This is a genomic window from Opitutus sp. ER46 (genome assembly GCF_003054705.1).
GTDB lineage: Bacteria > Verrucomicrobiota > Verrucomicrobiia > Opitutales > Opitutaceae > ER46.
Genome location: NZ_QAYX01000024.1, coordinates 509,842 through 527,094 on the forward strand (window position 1 = coordinate 509,842; position 17,253 = coordinate 527,094).

Sequence of the window (17,253 nt, forward strand, 5' to 3'; positions counted from 1 at the left end):
CTGGCTCGCTTCGCGAGCCGGGTGACAATACCGACTTGCCCGTGTCCCAAGCGCAGTACGCCGGGCCGCTTCACCGCTGGCCCGGCGAAATTTCCCGCTTTTTCTGGCTGCACCTGCTGGCCCGCCGACGTTTCGCGCGCGGGGCCGGTGCGGCGCGGACTGCGGGGGACAATGCGGGGGCGGCGGGCGGCGAACTGACGCTGTCGTTGACGACGCTGCCGTCGCGGCTGCCGTGGATCTTTCCGACGCTGAACTCGCTGCTCGACCAGACGCAGGCGCCGCGCCGGATCGTCCTGGCGATTCCGCGCCGGGCGGAACGGGATCCGCGGCCCTATCGCGTGCCGGAGGGCCTGCGCCGGCACCCGCGCATCGAACTCCTGGAGGCCGACCGCGACTGGGGCCCGGCGACGAAGCTCCTGCCGCTGCTGCAGCGCCTGCCGGCGGACAGCCAGGCGCCGATCGTGATCGTGGATGACGACAACGTGTATCCGCGTGGTTTCGTGGCGACGCTGGCGGCGGCGGCGCGGGCGTGGCCGGACGCCGCGCTGGGGCTGCGCGGCTGGCCCGTGCCGACGAGCGGGCGCTGGGCCGACAGCCGCGAGTTCTTTGGCACCCGGATCGGCGCGCCGGTGGCGACCGACGTTTTGACCGGGTGTGGTGGCGTGCTGGTGCGGCCGGCGTTTTTCGACGCCGCGGTGTTCGACTATGCGGACGCGCCGGTCGGGGCGCGGTTTGCCGATGACCTCTGGTTCAGCGGGCACCTGGCGCGGCGTGGCGTGCGGCGGCTGGTGGTGCCGACGACGGAGCGGTACGTTTACCTGCCGACGCTGGCGACCTGGCGGGGTGTCGGACTGGATCGCTCCGAGAACCGTGACGGCGGGAACAACGATCGGCTGCTGGCGCATTTTGCGCGCGACTGGGACCGGGGCGCCGTGGTCGGCGGGGTGCACGCATGAAGGCGGGGCCGATCAATCCCGAGTCCGCCGCTGACGACGCCGTGGCGGTGGCTCCGCCGATCGATCCGGCCGTGGCGGGGCGGATCTACTGGCTCGTGCAGGGGTTCGCGGAGATCGCCGCGCGCGCCGGCATCCGTTTCTGGCTGAGCGAAGGCACGCTGCTCGGGGTGGTCCGGCATGGCGGGCTGATCCCGTGGGACGACGACGCGGACCTGCATTTCTTCGCCAAGGACGAGCGGGCACTGTGGGCGCGACGGGAGGAGTTCCGGGCGCGCGGCTGCGACCTCTGCCGCTGGTGGGGCGGCTACAAGGTGTACTGGCAGGGCGGCGAGCCGGTGCCGGGCCATCCGCACCGGTATCCCGCGATCGACCTCTTCCCGGCGAGGCGCAACTGGCGCGGACGCATCGTGTACGCGCGCCTGCGCGCCCGGCTCGTGTGGCCCCGCGTGTACCTGCGAGAGGACGAGCTGTTCCCGCTCGTCGAGCGGCCCTTCGGCCCGTTGCGGCTGCCGTGTCCGCGGGAGCATGACGCGTATTTCGTGCGCAACTACGGACCCGACTGGGCGACGGTGGCTTACCGCACGTTTGACCACCGGCTCGAGCGGCGCGTGGCGCGCCGCCGGGTGGTGCTGACTGATTTTCGCCCGGCCGGCTACGTGTGGCCGGCCGAGCCCTCCTGACATGATCCCGCGCATCATCCACCAGACCTGGAAGACCCGTGAGTTGACGGGCGAATTTGCCGCGTACCAGGCGTCGTGGCGCCGGCTGCATCCGGATTGGGAATACCGCTTCTACGACGATGCGGACTGCCGCCGGCTGGTGGCGGAGGGGTTTCCCGAGCTGCTGGCGCTGTATGAGGCGCTGCCGCGGGCGGTCCTGCGGGCCGACCTGTTCCGCTATCTCGCGGTCTGCCGCCATGGCGGCATCTATGCGGACATCGACATGGAGTGCCGGAAGCCGCACGGGCCGTTGCTGGACCGGGCGGACCTGGTGCTCGGCGTGGAGGAGACGGTGTCGCCGATCGAGGCGCGCCGCCTGCTGAACCCGTATCGGACGCGGATCGCGAACTGCATTTTTGCCGCGGCGCCGGGGCATCCGTACCTGCGCCTGGCGATCGACGAGATCCGGCAGGTGGCGGGGCGGATCGACGAACTGGCGGTGGTGGAGGCGACGGGCCCGGGGCTGCTCACGCGGCTGCTGCACGAACACGCGGCGGAGTTTCCGTATCGACTCGTGCCGCAGATCTGCTGGACGCCGCCGACGCGACCGCCGTACCCGGACCTGTATCCGTTCATGCGGCACGTCTGGGCCATCCACCATTTCGCGGGGACTTGGAAGCCGAACTACCGGCACATCGAGCCCGTTGGACGGGTGCTGCGCAACGCGGCCGCGGAGCTGCGGCAGAACGTGCGCGAGGCGCGGTCGGTGACCGAGGTCGTGCAGCATCTCGCGGTGAAGATCCCGCCCTCACCGGTATGGGCGGAGGATCTTGCCTTCTGGCGCCGGCGAGCGGGCGTGCGGACCGTGCCGCTGCTGGGCGCGGCGGCCGGCGCCGCCGGGCGGATCGGCGCGGCTCAAAACCAGCCGTAGCCGCAGTACGCTTCGAGCACGATGATGACGGCGGCCGCCGCGAGCAGGGTGAGCCGGCGCGCGCGGTTGCGGCTGAGCCCGTTGGGCAGCGGCGCGGCGGGCTTGAGATCGACGCAGGGGGGCGTCGCAAGGTCCGCCTCGTGCAGCGCGGGGGCGGCGGCGTAGGCGAGCGGCTCGTCGTTGAGGAGGATGCCGGCCCACTTGGGGTTGTTCTCCAGCTCGGTGAAGTTGACGCCGCCCTGCATGCCGATCGTGCGCGAGCGGGCGAGTGCGGGCTTGTAGCAGCGGAGGCCGAGCTGGCGCTGGGTTTCGTCGAGTTTGAGGTCCCAGTTGAGGAACGACCACGTGGCGCGGACGCGCAGCCATTGCCGGCGGGTGATGGCCCAGCCCCAGCCGGGGAAGGCATCCTGGCCATCGCGGGTGTTGCGGATGAGAGCGTACGGATGCGCGCGCGGATCGTAGCCGGTCGCGGGATCGGGCCGGGAGTGGAGATTGAAGGTGCTGACGCTGAGGACGCGGTCGTCGGCGAGCACGTGGGTGAGGCACCATTCGAAGAAGCGCAGGAAGTCGGGGGAGACCACGATGTCGTCCTCCACCACGATGGCGGCTGGCGCTTGCATGCCCTCGAGCGCGAACCGCAGGAGAAAATGAATGTGGGTGGAGACGGCGTGGGTGCCGTCCCAAATCTGGCAGAGCAGGCCGCAGAACGGGCGCGTGTGGCGCAGGGCGATGACCCGCGTGAATTTTACGTCGCGGATGAGGGCGGCGACCTCGGGGTTGGAGCCATCCTGGGAAAGGACGAGCACCGTCTGGTCGATGCCTTCGACCCGGGAGAGGGAGTCGAGGACGGCGCGCAGGTACTGCGGACGACCGAAGGCCGGCAGAAGGATGGGGAGGGCGGGGCGTTGATCGCCCTGGCGGAACAGACGCAGCCCGCGCTGGAATTCGCGGGCATTGCACAGCCGCGTCCAGATGCCGGTGACCAGCAGGAGTGCGGCGGCCAGGGCGAGAAGCGTGATCATGGGGCGGCGGAGCCCGGCTGGATTACAGCATCTTGGCTGAGAACAAGATGGCTTGGCGGGCGACCGGAAGAGATTTCCTGATCCGAGTGTCGGACGCAAGCAGCCAAACCCGCGGGAGGAAGCGACGGCGTGCCCGGAGGAAATCCCGAATCTATTTTCTTGCCCCGGTTCTTCGCGCCGTTTCTCTTGCCCGTCCTACTGCTGCCCAGGTGGTGGAATTGGTAGACACGCAGGTCTCAGAAGCCTGTGCTTAACCGCATGGGGGTTCGAGTCCCCCCTTGGGCACCAAACGAAAACGCTTCCTAAGACCGGAAGCGTTTTCGTTTTTGTGGAGAGCGGGGTGTGGCGGCGGTCCCGCCCTGAAAGACGGAGGGCGCGGAGGCTGAAAGCCGGGTGGACCCGCGATCGAGCAGCAATCGACAGGTTGACACGCCAGCGGGAGTGTCGATTTCTATAAGTATCGACATGCTGGATAATTATGCGGCGAGCAATCCCGTGCGCCGCGGCGTGCCAGCGGTCATAGCGCCCTCCCCCTGATGTACCTCGTTCCTCGTCTCCCCGCGCGTTTGAATCGATTGGTCCAGAAGACGGTATGCCTTGCCGCCCTTACCGTCGCTGGGTGGCTGCCTTCGGTCCAGGCGCAGGCTCCCACGGCCGGGCTCGAGGCCTACGACCTGCGGTGTGACGGCGCAGTGGACCCCCTTGGAGTCGACTCGGCGCCGCCGCGGCTGTCGTGGAAGCTGCGCAGCAGCGAGCGGGCGCAGGGGCAGACCGCCTGGCAGGTGCTCGTGGCCTCGTCGCTGGAACAGCTCCGGCACGATCGAGGGGACGTCTGGGACAGCGGCCGGCGCGAAGGCGACGATCAGCTGCATGTGCCGTATGCGGGGCGGCCGCTGCAATCGTCCCAGCAGGTTTTCTGGAAGGTGCGGTCGTGGAACCGAGCCGGGCGCGTCTCGAGTTGGAGCACGCCGGCAAGCTGGACGATGGGCGTGCTCGCGGCGAAGGAGTGGCACGCGCGCTGGATCACGGATGCCGCGCTGCTGCGGTGGGTGCGCGCGAAGATCGGCTATCACTCCGAGGAAACCCGCGACGCGGCGGCACCGAAATGGCTGCGTATCGACCTGCGCGAATCGCGGCCGATCGAGAACGTTGCCCTGTATCCCATCCGCCAGACCATGGAGGAGGCGAACGGCTTCCCGGTGCGCTTTCGGATCGAGGTGGCGGAAGATCCCGAGTTTGCGGTCGTCCAGACCGTCGCGGCGTTCACGGAGGAGGATTACCGGTACACCAGCACGGCGGCGAAGACGACGGTGCCCACGTTTGTGGCGCCGCCGGGCGTGCGCGGCCGGTACGTCCGCCTCGTCACCAGCCGGCTGCGGCGTGATGGCAACGCGCACTACCTGGCGCTCAGCCAGATCGAAATCACCTCCGGCGGGCGCAACGTCGCCCCGGGGGCGACGATCACGGCGAGTGACAGCATCGAGAGCGGCCGCTGGAGCGCCGCCGCGGTGATCGACGGCAAGGACGTCCGCGGGGCCAATGCGCGCGACAACGCCACGCTCCTGGCCCGGCGCGAGTTCGCCGCCAAGCCGGCGCTGCGGCGCGCGATCGTGCACGTGAGCGGGCTGGGGCAGTACGAACTCACCCTCAACGGACGTCGGGTGGGCGACGCGGTGCTGTCCCCGGGCTGGACCACCTACGAGAAGACCGCGCTCTACGACACCTTTGACGTGACGGCCCTGGTGCGGTCGGGCCGGAACGCCATGGGCCTAGTGCTGGCCGGCGGCATGTACAACGTGCGCGCCGAACGCTACGGCAAGTTCGAGAGCCTGTTCCGACCGCTGATGGCCATCGCCCAGCTCCGGCTCGAGTATGCCGACGGCACCGTCGAGCATGTCGGAACTGATGCGCAGTGGCGGCTGAGCGCGGCCGGGCCGACGACGTTTTCGAACATCTACGGCGGCGAGGATTTTGATGCGCGGCGGACGCTCGCGGGCTGGGATGAGCCTGGCTTTGACGATCATGCCTGGGCCGAGGCGGTGGTCCACGACGGTCCCGGGGGCGTGCTGCGGGGCGCCTCGCATGCGGCGCCGCCGCTGGGCACGCACGAAGTGCTGCGCCCGGTGGCCGTGAAGCCGCTGCGGCCCGGTGTGCTGGTGTACGATTTCGGGCAGAACACGGCGATGATGCCGCGCCTGCGCGTGCGCGGCGCGCAGGGGAGCGTGGTGAAGATGATTCCTGCCGAGCTCCTCAACCCGGATGGCTCGATCGACACGAGCTCCTTCATGCGCGGCCCGAATGGCTCGTGGTGGGCCTACACGTTGCGCGGGGGCGTCGCCGAGGACTGGTTTCCGAAGTTCTTCTATACCGGCGCGCGCTACCTGCAGGTCGAACTCTCGGCGCCGACGGGCGCGGAATTGCCGACGGTCGAGGCGCTCGAAAGCGTGGTCGTGCACACGACCTCGCCAGCCGCGGGCGAGTTCGCGTGCTCCAACGAGCTGTTCAACCGGATCCGCACGCTGGTCCGCTGGGCGCAGCGCAGCAACGCGGCGTCGGTCCTGACCGATTGCCCTCATCGCGAGAAACTCGGCTGGCTGGAGCAGTATTACCTGAACGGGCCGTCGCTGCGCTATGAGTTCGATCTCACGCGACTCTACGCGAAGACCTTCGGCGACATGGCCGACGCGCAACTGGCGAACGGTCTCGTGCCGGACATCGCGCCCGAGTTCGTGATCTTCTCCGGCGGCTTCCGCGATTCGCCGGAGTGGGGAAGCGCGATCATCCTCGCGGCCTGGCAGCACCTCGAGTGGACGGGCGACGACACACCCTTGCGGCGCTACTATCCGGCAATGTGCCGGTATGCTGACTATCTGGCCAGCCGGGCGCAGGGACACATCCTCAGCCACGGCCTCGGCGACTGGTACGACATCGGGCCGAAGCCGCCCGGGGTGTCGCAACTGACCCCGCTCGGGTTGACCGCCACGGCGACGTACTACGCGGACATCCGCACCCTCGCGGCGATCGCGGCGCGGCTCGGGCGCGCCGAGGACGCCGTCCGGTTTGATCGCCGGGCGGAGGAGATTCGGGCGGCCTTCACCCGGCGCTTCTTTGATGCCGCGAAGGGGATCTACGCCACCGGTTCGCAGTGCGCCAACGCGATGCCGCTCGTGCTGGGGTTGGTCGAGCCGGCGGATCGGGCCCGGGTGCTCGAGGCGCTCGTGCGCGATACCCAGGCGCAGGGACTGACGGCGGGGGACGTGGGCTATTTCTACCTGCTGCGGGCGCTGGCGGGTGGTGGCCGCTCGGACGTCATTCACGCGCTCAACAACCAGTCGGAGAAGCCTGGATACGGCTACCAACTGGCGCAGGGCGCCACCGCGCTCACAGAAGCGTGGAACGCCCGCCGCTCCTCCTCGCACAATCATTTCATGCTCGGCCAGATCACCGAGTGGTTTTACCGCGACCTGGCCGGTCTCGGCACCGATCCCGACGCGCCCGGCTTCAAGCGGGCGCTCTTCCGGCCTCAGCCGGTGGGCGATGTCACGTGGGTGCGCGCGACGCACGAGTCCCCGCGCGGCCGGATCGTGTCCGCGTGGAAACGCGCCGCGGGCCGCTTCGAGTATGAGGTCGAGATCCCGGCGAACACGACCGCGACGGTCGTGGTGCCGACCGTGGCCGCGGACAAGGTGATCGAGAGCGGCGTGCCGGCCGAGCGCAGTCCCGGGGTCCGGCGTTTGCGCGTCGAACCGGGCGCGGTGGTGTACGCGGTCGAGTCCGGCAGGTACGTCTTTGCTGCGCCGCTGGATTGATCGCGTGAGGGCAGAGGCCGCCTACACGGAGGGGAAGGCGGCCTTGTGCACCGGCTTGCCGCCGGGGCCACTGCTCCCGACCGCGATTTCCTCCTCGGTCGCCAGTTCGAACGTGATCTTCCCCTCGGCGATTTCGCGGAGGGCGAGGTCCTCGGCGGACAGTTTCTCGAGGGAGACGATCAGGGCCCGGTTGCCCCGCCGGAGCTGCTTCACGCGGCGGGAGACGACATTGATGAGGACCATCGGGTCATCGATCACCTGGAGAGCGTTTTGGAGATAGTCGTCGCGCATAGATGGGAAAGAGGCGCCGCCGGGGGGACGGGCTCGCGCAAAGTACTGCCGCGAAGGAAAAGTGGCGACCGTTATCCCACGACTCAGGCCTCGCGTGGGTCCCGGGTCGCCAAGCGGTTGATCGACCACGCGCTTGGGCGCGTTTTACTTCGACGGACGACGACGCGGTAACCGGCGATGTGGCGCCGCTCGGTGTTGGCAGGCACTTGTTCGCCAAGGGAGGCATGGGAATCTGGGCCTTGGGGTTGAAGGAACCCGCAACTGCGGCAGCTTCCGTCACCGTGCGTCGGGCGATCGTGCCGTCTCCCGGTTCCACCCTGCATGAACAAGACCCACGAACCGGACGGTGAGCATCATGACCATGGCCACGAGCATGAGGAATTCTCGCTGCCGCTTTTTGTCCTCACGGTGCTCGTGACGCTCGCCGGCCTGTTTGCCGCGGTCCGGTTGCTCGCTCCGGAGGTCTGGGATGCGCAGTTCATCGCGCCGCTCGGCCTGGGTGTGGTGGCCTTCCTCGTGGTCAGCCTGATGAATGCGTTCCTGGAATATTTCTTTCACCGCTACGTCCTCCACACGCCGGCGGTGCCGTTTCTGCGCCGGTTGTACAAGCAGCACACGCTGCATCACGCGCTGACCCGGATCGCGCGGCGGAAAGGCCGGGACGGGCGCGGCATTCTCTTCATCGAGAACAAATTTCCGATCGTGGAGCCGGAGCAGGGCGAGGCCTCGTTCTTCCCCTGGTATTCGCTGGCCGTGTTTGGGTTGGTGCTGACGCCCGTGCTGGCGCTGCTGCAGTGGCTGCTCCCCGCGTTCCCATGGTTCCTCAGCGGTTTCCTCGCGCTGGCCCTCTCGCTGACGCTCTACGAGGTGCTGCACGCGATCAATCACTGGCCTTTTGAGAAATGGGCGCCGCTCATCCAGCACCGCCAGTGGGGCTGGTTTTGGCGGCCGGTGTACGCGTTTCACCTGCGCCATCATGCCGTGACGGACTGCAATGAATCGATCTCGGGTTTCTTCGGGCTGCCGGTGGCCGATTGGGCGTTTGGCACGATCGTGATCCCGCAGACAATCTATGAGGACGGCGAGGAGTGGAAACCGGAGCATTTCCGCAGCCCGAGCCCCCGGCCGTTCATTCGCGCGCTCGATCGCTGGGCGGATCGCGTGGTGCAGCGGCGGCGCGCCCAGGTGGCCGCCGAGCCGTCGGCCGTTGTCACCGCAGCGTCCGCCCAAACGCCCGACCGCCGTCCCTACACGCGCGGGGAGGAGATCGCCAACTGGATCACCCATGGCATCGGCCTCGCCGCCAGCATCGTGGGGCTGACGCTCCTGATCGTGTGCTCGAGCCTCTACGGCACGGCGTGGCACGTCGTCAGTTTCACCGTGTTCGGGCTGACGCTGCTGCTGCTCTACACGGCCTCGACGCTTTATCACGGCTGGCGGGCCGGCCGGACCAAACTCGTGCTGCGGCGCCTCGATCACGCTGCGATCTTTCTGCTGATCGCTGGCACGTACACGCCGTTCTTGCTCACGCATCTGCGCGGCTCCTGGGGCTGGACGCTCTTCGCTGTGGTCTGGGGACTCTGTGGGGCGGGAGCGGTGTTTCAGCTGGTTTTCGGGGAACGCTATCGGCTCACCTCCATGCTGGCATACCTTTTCGTTGGCTGGCTGATCGTCGTCGCGGCGGAGCCGATGATCAGCGTCGTACCCCACGGTGGCCTCTGGCTGCTGCTGGCGGGCGGCCTGTGCTACACGGTTGGCGTCGTGTTCTACCAGTGGCACCGGCTGCGTTACCACCACGCCGTGTGGCACGGCTTCGTGCTGGGCGGTAGTGCGTGTCACTATCTGGCAGTCCTGCTTTTCCTGCTGCCTTCCGGTCAGTGACCGCACGGTCCGAAAGAACCGGAACCCCGTGGCTCGGGTGCAACGAGGTGCACCGCCTTCTGGGCCGCCATGCTCCGATGCGTGGCGACTGAATCGCTCAGATTGCCGAATGGGCCTTGCTTTGCCGGCCAGATCGCCGAGTCTGGCGGCTCGTAATTGCGTTAGATGACAGTGGCAGGTGGGTCTTCAAGTGAGCTTTCCAGTTCAGGTGAATGATTCGAAACCCGATTCCCGGGAACACGCTGACAGCAGACGAAAGCTACGAAACCCATCCCTATGAATTCCAAACTCTACGTTGGAAATCTCTCCTTCAAGACCACCGAAGCCGAACTGCGTGACGCGTTCGGTCAGTTCGGTTCCGTGACTGACGTGTATGTCGCCAACGACCGCGAAACCGGTCGCCCGCGTGGCTTCGCGTTCGTGACGATGGCGACCGATACGGAGGCGAAGCTCGCCGCCGAGAAGATGAATGGCGCCAATCTCGACGGCCGCCCGCTGAATGTCAGCGAAGCGCGCCCGAAGGAAGACCGCAGCACGGCCGGTGGTCGCGGTCGCTACTGAGCGACCCCACTCGGTTGATTTGTCGAACGACGCGTCTTGGCGCGTCGTTCTTTTTTTGCCTGCGTTCTCCCCAATGGAGAGACGAAGGGGGCAGGGGACATTGGCCGCATCTGCCCGGGTCGGACGAACCGCAACGCGGCTCAGTACCGCCGGCGCGCGGGCGGGCGATACGTGGAGGAGCTATCTTTGACCCGGAAGGTGATGCGCGCCTTCTCCAGGTCGTACGGGCTCATCTCCATCTTCACCGTGTCGCCGGCGGCGATCTTGATGAAGTGCTTCCGGAGCTTGCCGGAGATGTGGCCGAGCACGATATGGCCGTTGGCCAGCTGCACTCTGAACATCGTGCCGGGAAGCACGGCGACGATCTTGCCTTCGACTTCGATGACGTTGCCGGTGGTGGCGGTGGATTTCTGTGTTTCGGATTCGGTGGATGTTGATGAGATCAAGGCCGCCATCGTCGCGCCGGAGGCTCCGCACGGCAAGGGTTCCCTGCAGGTATCATGAAAATCATCGGCAAACAGCGCTGTGCCTGGGGCTAAGCGACCCCGGTGGCCGCGGCGGGCGAACCCGCCCTGATACCGGGCGCCGGGGTGTTCGCTGCTGCCCGAAGCGGTTCCCGCGCAGCCGATTGGCGATTCAGCGGGCGTTGTACACCTCGACGAGGGCGAGACCGGCGGCGCCGGACTCACCTCGCACGACGGCGGTGTAGCAGCCAGGATCAAGCGTGACCAGGAGGGCGGTATCCTCGCTCGCGTCGGACCACGCGAAAGCGCTGAGGCGCGCGAAATGAGCCGCCAGGGATGGATCCCAGTTGCGGGTAGTGACGAGGAAGCCCGTGTCGGCGGCACCGTGCAGCTCCATCACGGGGCGGGCGAGCGCGCCGGGCACGCGCAGGGATTTGCGGAGGGCCGGACCGGCTGCCCGCACGAGAACGGTCTTGGCCGCCGGCCCGTCGATGACGAACCCGGCGATCAACGGCCCCTCGGCGTCGCTGACGTAGGCGCGACTTGAGAGATTGAACAAGATGGCGCGCGGGTTCCGCTCCATCTCGTAGACTTCGACCAGAGCGGTGCCGATGCCTCCGTCGCGACCGCTGATGAGGACCGTGTTCAATTCCGTGGTCATCGTGCGGACCAGGGCGGCGTCGAGGCTGCCGGCGACCAGCGGGAACGCGCTCACCGCCTTCCATGCCGGTTCCAAGGCCGCTGGCCAGTTGTCGTTGGCCGCGAGCGGCGAACCGTCGCCGGCGCGCAGGTCGAGCAGCGGGTCGACGAGCGTTTGGGAAAGACCGAACGTGCTCGCGAGCCCCGGCCCCACGCCCCGCAGGAGCAGTCTGGCGCCCACACCGTCGACGACGAACCCCGCGATGAGGGTGCGATCACCCTGGCCGGCGTGCGCGCGGGTGGAGAGATTGACGAGCCGGCTCACCCCGCCGGCGGGGCCGACGGTGAGCGTCGCGGCCGCACTGCGCACGCTGCCGCCGTTGGTAGTGACGTTCACTTCATAGCTCCCGGCATCCGCCGCGCGGACATCGGGCAACTCCAGGGTGCGGTTCGTGGCGCCGGGGACCAGCGCGCCGTCATGATACCACTGGAAGGTCGGGAAGTCCGCGGCGACGACGACGTCCATGACCGCGAGCGTGTGTTCCGGCACGCGATGGCTGCGCGGCGCGGACGTGATCGTGGGGGCGGGGAAAGCGATGTCGCCGACGAAGGTCGTGACGCTTTCCCCCGGCAGCGTGGCGCTGAAGGCGCCGGCGTTGACCGACACGGCGGGCTCAGCGGCGCAGTCCAACGTGGCGGAGGTGACCCAGGGGGTGACGCGGGCGACGTTCGCGCCGTTGAGGGTGAACGCCTGCGTGACGGCGGACTTGGCCTGGTTGACGGCCACGATGACGAGTTTCTCCCGTTTGAAGGCCGAGACGCGGACGCCCGTCGTGGGCTCGTTGGTGGCGTCGACGCGTACGTAGCCGGGGCGGATGAAGCGGGCGTATTGCGCCATGACGTGTCCACGCTTCGTGACCACGCCGTCCTCGCCGAGCGGGCCGTAATAACGTGTCACATACCACCAGAGGTAGGCGCTGAAGCCGCCGGTGGTGAGGCAGTCATGGATCTCCCGGCCGGTGAGCAGGGCGCCGGCCCAGTCGGTGGTGAGCTCAAGATGCTCGGTCATCCAGACCTCCTTGCCGCAGCTCACCGCGAGGGGGTAGGGCGCCAGGCCGCCGCCGTAGATGTGGCCGCCGATGATGTCGACGTTCTCGGCCGCCGCCGGGTCGTTGAGCAGCGGATCGGACATGCCGTGCCGGAACTGGAACGACTCCGGGGCGATGATGCGCGCCGCGGTGATCGCGCGGGCGTGGTCGCGGCAGAACGTCCGGACCTGCTCGGCGGTCCAGTCGCACGACTCGTAGTCCACCGTGATGTCCGGTTCGTTCTGGATCGAGATCGCGTACAGGGGCGCGCCGTGGTCGGCCATGTAGCGGGCAAAGTCGTTGAGATAGGTCGCGTAGTCGGCGTAGGCCGAAGGTTTGAGCGAGCCACCGACCAGGGCGTTGTTGGTCTTCATCGCCGCCGGCGGAGACCAGGGGCTGGCGACAATCGCCGCTCCGCGGGCACGGGCACCCTGGGCGTTGGCGAGTTCGAGGGCCCGCCATTGGCTGTCGGGAGCCAGCCGGATCCGCAACAGGGTCAGGCCGATCTGCCCCGGAGCCTGACCATACAGCGTATCCAGGTCCGTCGCGGTCAGCGGGGTTTCAGGCCGGAAGGCGGTGGCGCCGCCGAAGCCGCGGATGGTTTGCTGAACGCCAGTGGCGTTGATGATCGCAGGCGCCGCTTTGGCGGACAACGAGATGCATACCGACAAAGCGCTGATTGCCAGCCAGCGGGCCAGCGGGCGGGCCGCGGCGGCGGGCGCGGGGACCCAAGGACGCGACGGGAGGGATAAGGGGGGCATCGCGGGTGAGATTTCGCGCCAAAGCCGGCGGGGAAGGAAGCGCGGCCGGGTTCAGATTAATGAGCATGATTTGAGGGGCGGGGAGCGCCGAAATCAGTGGCCCCTGTCGACTGGGTTTTGGGGTGGCCATATTCAGAAGTCTGAATGACTGCTCCGTTGCGAATCGGACCCCCGGGCAGTTTCAACGCCCCGCACCCTACCCCATCCGGCATGGGGGCGGTGGCAATTGCGTGCCGACTGCGCTTACCCCGTTCGACCGCGACTGCCACGCACGAAAACCCGGACACCAACCCAACATGAAGATCCATAGCAAACCCTTCGTACTCGCGCTCGTGGCGGCCGCCACGTGCCAGTGGGTACTTGCGCAGTCCGCACCGAAACCACCCGAGCCCGCGATGCAGGCGACGGGAGCGGATGTGACGCCGACGAATCCTGCCACGAAGGCGGCGGCGGACGACGAGATCATGACGCTCACTCCGTTCGAAGTGACCGCCGCCAAGGATACCGGTTACCAGGCGACTGAGACCCTCGCCGGCACGCGTATCCGCACCAACCTGCGCGACGTCGGTGCCGCCCTCTCTGTCATCACCAAAGAGTTTCTGCAGGACATCGGCGCGACCGACAGCACCACGCTGCTCCAATACACCACCAACGCCGAAGTCGCGGGCACGCGCGGCACGTATGCCGGCTTGGGCAACGGCACGAGCGTCGACGAGACCGGCAACCTGCGGTCTCCGGGCAGTGCGCAACGCGTTCGTGGCCTCGCCGCCGCCGACAACGCGCGTGACTTCTACATCACCGATATCCCGTGGGATTCGTTCAACGTGGACCGTATCGACATCCTGCGCGGCCCGAACTCGATCCTCTACGGCCTCGGCAGCCCGGCCGGTATCGTCAACGGCTCGACGCGCAACGCGGAGTTTCGCAATCGCGGCCAGGTCGACGCCCGCGTCGCCTCCTACGGCAGCGTCCGGACCAACATCGATATCAACCAGCAGTTGATCAAAAACGTCCTCGCCATCCGGCTCGACGGGCTGTGGGACCACGAGAAATTCCAGCAGAAGCCGGCCTTCGAAAACGACGAGCGCATCTACGGCGCGCTGCGTTTCGATCCGCAGCTCTTCAAGAACCGCTCGCTCCGCACTTCGATCAAGATGAAGTACGAGCACGGTGACATTGACGCGAACCGCCCGCGCATCATCCCGCCCAACGACAGCCTGACGCCGTGGTGGCGTCCGGTGGCCGTGACGGCCGACAATCCGTTCGGCGGCATGGCCAAGACGCTCGTCAACAATCCGTACGACGTGTGGCGGACCGACAACGTCGTGGCAGGTGACGGCCGCGGCCTCGTCCAGTCGAGCTCGGCGAACTATCTGCCCTGGCTGAGTGACTTCCCGAACCAGCAGCAGCCGTACTACCTGATCGACGGCGGAACCAACCAGCTCTACCGCGTCGACGGCGGCTACATCAACACGTTCGCCCGCAACAGCAGCGGCGGCTTCACCGGCGTTTCGAACGGCATTCCGAACAAGCGCCAGAACGGCATGTTCTACGGCCTGGGCAATCTCTCCAACGTCGCCAACGCCACGGGTCGCGTGCTGCCCGGCGCGCAGTACGGCCAGTACCGCAACCAGTCGCTGCTCGATCCGACCGTCTTCGATTTCTACAACAACCTGATCGACGGCCCGACCAAGTGGGAAATGGAGAAATGGGACGCCTACAACATCGACTTCAGTCAGACCGCGTTCGATGACCGTCTCGGCGTCCAGCTCAGCTACGACCGCCAGAAGTACTACCGCGCCGGTGAGGCGTTCCTCGGCGGCAGCCCGACGCTGACGATCGACATCCTGAAGAACTTCTCGGACTTCTACACCAAGGGTCTCAATGGCACGACCAGCGTGCAGAACCAGAACCTGGGTCGTCCGTATGTGACCGGCGCCAACAACAACGGCGGCAACAGCTACTCGAGCGACCGCAAGTACATGCGTGGTTCGGTGTTCGCCGAATTCCGCGCGGCGGACGTCCTCAGCAACAGCTTCCTCGTGAAGCTGCTCGGCAAGCATCGCTTCAACGGCGTCGCGTCCGATGAGAAATTCTTCAACGAGTCCCGTACTTGGCAGATGTACGCCAACAGTCAGGCCTGGGCCGGCTACTGGAACGGCAACGACGGCAGTACCTCCGATATCCGTGACCGCTCCCCGATGGCGTTCGTTTACCTCGGCGGCCCGATCCACACCCGTTCGTCGGCCTCCGGCGCGAATATTCCGCGCATCACCACCAATATCACGATGCCGGATACCGGCGTGTACGCGATGGATGCGACCTGGCAGAACTGGGCGGTCGGTTTCGCCGATCCCTGGAATGTCCCGGAGTCCCTCTACCGCGTGTATAACGGTCTCCCCAATGCGGAGAGCACCACGCAGCTGACGCAGGCGTCGAACCCCGCGAACATGGTGGGCTGGAACAGCAATTTCCAAAACAACCTCGTCCGCTACAATCGCGGCCAGGACCTGAGCCTCGTCACCGGCGCGCAGAAGTCGCTGCGGCAGACGACCTCCTATTCCGGTTCCTATCAGGGCTATTTCTGGAACAACGCCTTCGTCGCCACCCTCGGCTGGCGCTATGATCAGGTGAAGACGAAGGACGTCACGGCGCAGCAGATGCCCGGCAACCGCGGCATCCGCAACCTGTCGCCGGATGTGTACAAGCTTCCGGATGTGTATCCGGCCAACCAGATCCTCAAGGGCCACTCCACGAGCGGTGGCGCCGTGCTGCACCTGAACCAGGTGCTCCCGCGCGATCCGCTGCCCTTCAACGTCAGCCTCTCGTACAACGAGTCGAGCAACTTCCAGGTCACGAGCGTACGCCGCGATGTCTATGGCACTCCGATCGCGAACCCGTCGGGCAAGACCTATGAGTACGGCGTTCTGCTCTCCACCAAGGACAACAAATATTCCTTCCGCGGCGTGAAATACACGACCCGCGTCACCAATGCCAGCAGCGGGCTCAGCGACGCCTACGTGATCGGCCAGATCATCACGAACGGCCTCAATTGGCGCAATGTGTTCCTGTACCAGCTCGGTGGGTACGACTTCCCGTCGCGCGGCCAGGACTCGTACCGCAATCGCTGGACCAACGCGTATCCGGACCTCAGCGAGGCCGATGCGCTCAAGGAGATGAACGCCTCGATCACCGGCTGGAATAACATCCAGAAATGGCTGGCCGGCCGCGGCTTCTTCAAGGCGTGGAACTTCAACCCGCTCGGGCCTGATACTGCCCTCGTGGACCGCTCGACCTACCTCAGCAATCCGACGCAGTACGCGCCTGATCCGCTGACGGTCTACTCCTACGCGTCGACGCAGCCGCAGGGCTTCACGGTCACGGCTGACACCGAGTCGACCGGCTATGAGGCCGAGTTCACCGCGAATCCGCTGCCGAACTGGCGCGTGTCGTTCAACGCTTCGCAGACCGAGGCGACCCGCAATAACGTCGGCGGCGCCGCGCTGACCGAGTTCATCAACTACCTCGATACGCAGCTCTATTCTGCGCCGGGCGTGCTCAGCCCCGCCGGCAAAATTCCGCGGTGGGGTGGCGCCGGTGCGGCGGTCGGCCCCAACGTCTACGCCCCGTGGCGCTCGAAGTACGTGCTCATGAAGCTGCAGGAAGGCACCGCGGCGCCAGAAATCCGCGAGTACCGCTACAACTTCGTCACGAACTACTCGTTCCGCCGCGGCTTCCTGAAGGGCGTCGGCGTGGGTGGTGCCTATCGCTGGCAGGACAAGGTGGTCATCGGCTATCCCGTCAAGGAGGACGGCAACTTCGATCTCAGCAAGCCGTACTACGGTCCGTCGGAGGATGGCATCGACCTCTGGGCCAGCTACGAGCGCAAGCTCACCGACAAGGTCAACTGGAAGATCCAGCTGAACGTCCGCAACGCCTTCGCGAAGGACGGTCTCATCCCGATCTCCATCGAGCCGGACGGCAAGACCTGGGCTTCGGTCCGCGTCAAGCCGACGCAGGAATGGTTCCTGACCAATACGTTCTCGTTCTGACCTGACGAGTTCTGCCCCTTTGGGGAATGCCCGGCCTCCGGATAGGTTTGTGGTGGGAGGCCGGGCTCGCTTCTTCGCCCGGCGGCTGAGCGCCGCCGGGGCCAAACAGGCCGGCCGGCCGGGTGCGCACCCGACCGGC

General features: G+C 67.0%; 11 protein-coding genes and 1 tRNA gene. 8 read left to right on the plus strand and 4 right to left on the minus strand.

Features of this window, described 5'->3' with window-relative positions; translation table 11 throughout:
• Positions 1-41: 41 nt before the first annotated feature.
• The 3 genes from DB354_RS17445 to DB354_RS17455 are packed head-to-tail and all read left to right on the plus strand — an operon-like array spanning position 42 to position 2,546.
• Positions 42-956, plus strand: coding sequence for a hypothetical protein (locus DB354_RS17445; protein ID WP_146180308.1), 915 nt, complete (start codon positions 42-44; stop codon positions 954-956).
• Positions 953-1,636, plus strand: coding sequence for a LicD family protein (locus DB354_RS17450; RefSeq protein ID WP_107836913.1), 684 nt, complete (start codon positions 953-955; stop codon positions 1,634-1,636). The genes DB354_RS17445 and DB354_RS17450 overlap by 4 nt, the downstream gene beginning before the upstream one ends.
• Before the next feature lies 1 nt (position 1,637).
• Positions 1,638-2,546 carry a glycosyltransferase gene (locus DB354_RS17455; protein WP_107836914.1) on the plus strand — a complete coding sequence of 303 codons (909 nt, stop codon included), beginning with the start codon at positions 1,638-1,640 and terminating at the stop codon, positions 2,544-2,546.
• Here DB354_RS17455 and DB354_RS17460 read toward each other — a convergent pair.
• Complete coding sequence (locus tag DB354_RS17460; RefSeq protein WP_107836915.1) at positions 2,531-3,568, minus strand: hypothetical protein; 1,038 nt, start codon at positions 3,566-3,568, stop codon at positions 2,531-2,533. The two genes, DB354_RS17455 and DB354_RS17460, sit on opposite strands and share 16 nt — an antisense overlap.
• Positions 3,569-3,771: 203 nt before the next feature.
• Here DB354_RS17460 and DB354_RS17465 point away from each other — a divergent pair.
• Positions 3,772-3,856: transfer RNA gene (locus tag DB354_RS17465), tRNA-Leu, on the plus strand.
• Between the two features lie 278 nt (positions 3,857-4,134).
• Entirely contained in the window at positions 4,135-7,377 is a 3,243-nt protein-coding gene (locus DB354_RS17470; RefSeq protein WP_233256678.1) for a family 78 glycoside hydrolase catalytic domain, read from the plus strand.
• Positions 7,378-7,398: 21 nt separating this feature from the next.
• On the opposite strand, the gene DB354_RS17475 is transcribed toward DB354_RS17470, so the two are convergent.
• Positions 7,399-7,668: a DNA-directed RNA polymerase subunit omega gene (locus DB354_RS17475; RefSeq protein WP_107836917.1), complete on the minus strand. Its 270-nt coding sequence runs from the start codon at positions 7,666-7,668 to the stop codon at positions 7,399-7,401.
• Positions 7,669-7,989: 321 nt separating this feature from the next.
• Between DB354_RS17475 and DB354_RS17480 the strand changes: the two genes are divergently transcribed.
• Together DB354_RS17480 and DB354_RS17485 are read left to right on the plus strand one after the other, a co-directional pair.
• Positions 7,990-9,549 carry a hemolysin III family protein gene (locus DB354_RS17480; RefSeq protein ID WP_107836918.1) on the plus strand — a complete coding sequence of 520 codons (1,560 nt, stop codon included), beginning with the start codon at positions 7,990-7,992 and terminating at the stop codon, positions 9,547-9,549.
• Positions 9,550-9,825: 276 nt separating this feature from the next.
• Entirely contained in the window at positions 9,826-10,110 is a 285-nt protein-coding gene (locus DB354_RS17485; RefSeq protein ID WP_107836919.1) for an RNA-binding protein, read from the plus strand.
• A gap of 140 nt (positions 10,111-10,250) precedes the next feature.
• Here DB354_RS17485 and infA read toward each other — a convergent pair whose 3' ends face one another.
• On the minus strand, positions 10,251-10,553 hold the full coding sequence (gene infA, locus DB354_RS17490) for a translation initiation factor IF-1 (protein ID WP_304595632.1): 303 nt from the start codon (positions 10,551-10,553) through the stop codon (positions 10,251-10,253).
• A gap of 193 nt (positions 10,554-10,746) precedes the next feature.
• Positions 10,747-13,062, minus strand: coding sequence for a glycoside hydrolase family 30 beta sandwich domain-containing protein (locus DB354_RS17495; protein ID WP_107836920.1), 2,316 nt, complete (start codon positions 13,060-13,062; stop codon positions 10,747-10,749).
• Between the two features lie 296 nt (positions 13,063-13,358).
• Here DB354_RS17495 and DB354_RS17500 point away from each other — a divergent pair, with 296 nt between their 5' ends.
• Positions 13,359-17,114, plus strand: a complete 3,756-nt coding sequence (locus DB354_RS17500) for a TonB-dependent receptor plug domain-containing protein (protein ID WP_107836921.1) — start codon at positions 13,359-13,361, stop codon at positions 17,112-17,114.
• Positions 17,115-17,253: the final 139 nt, after the last annotated feature.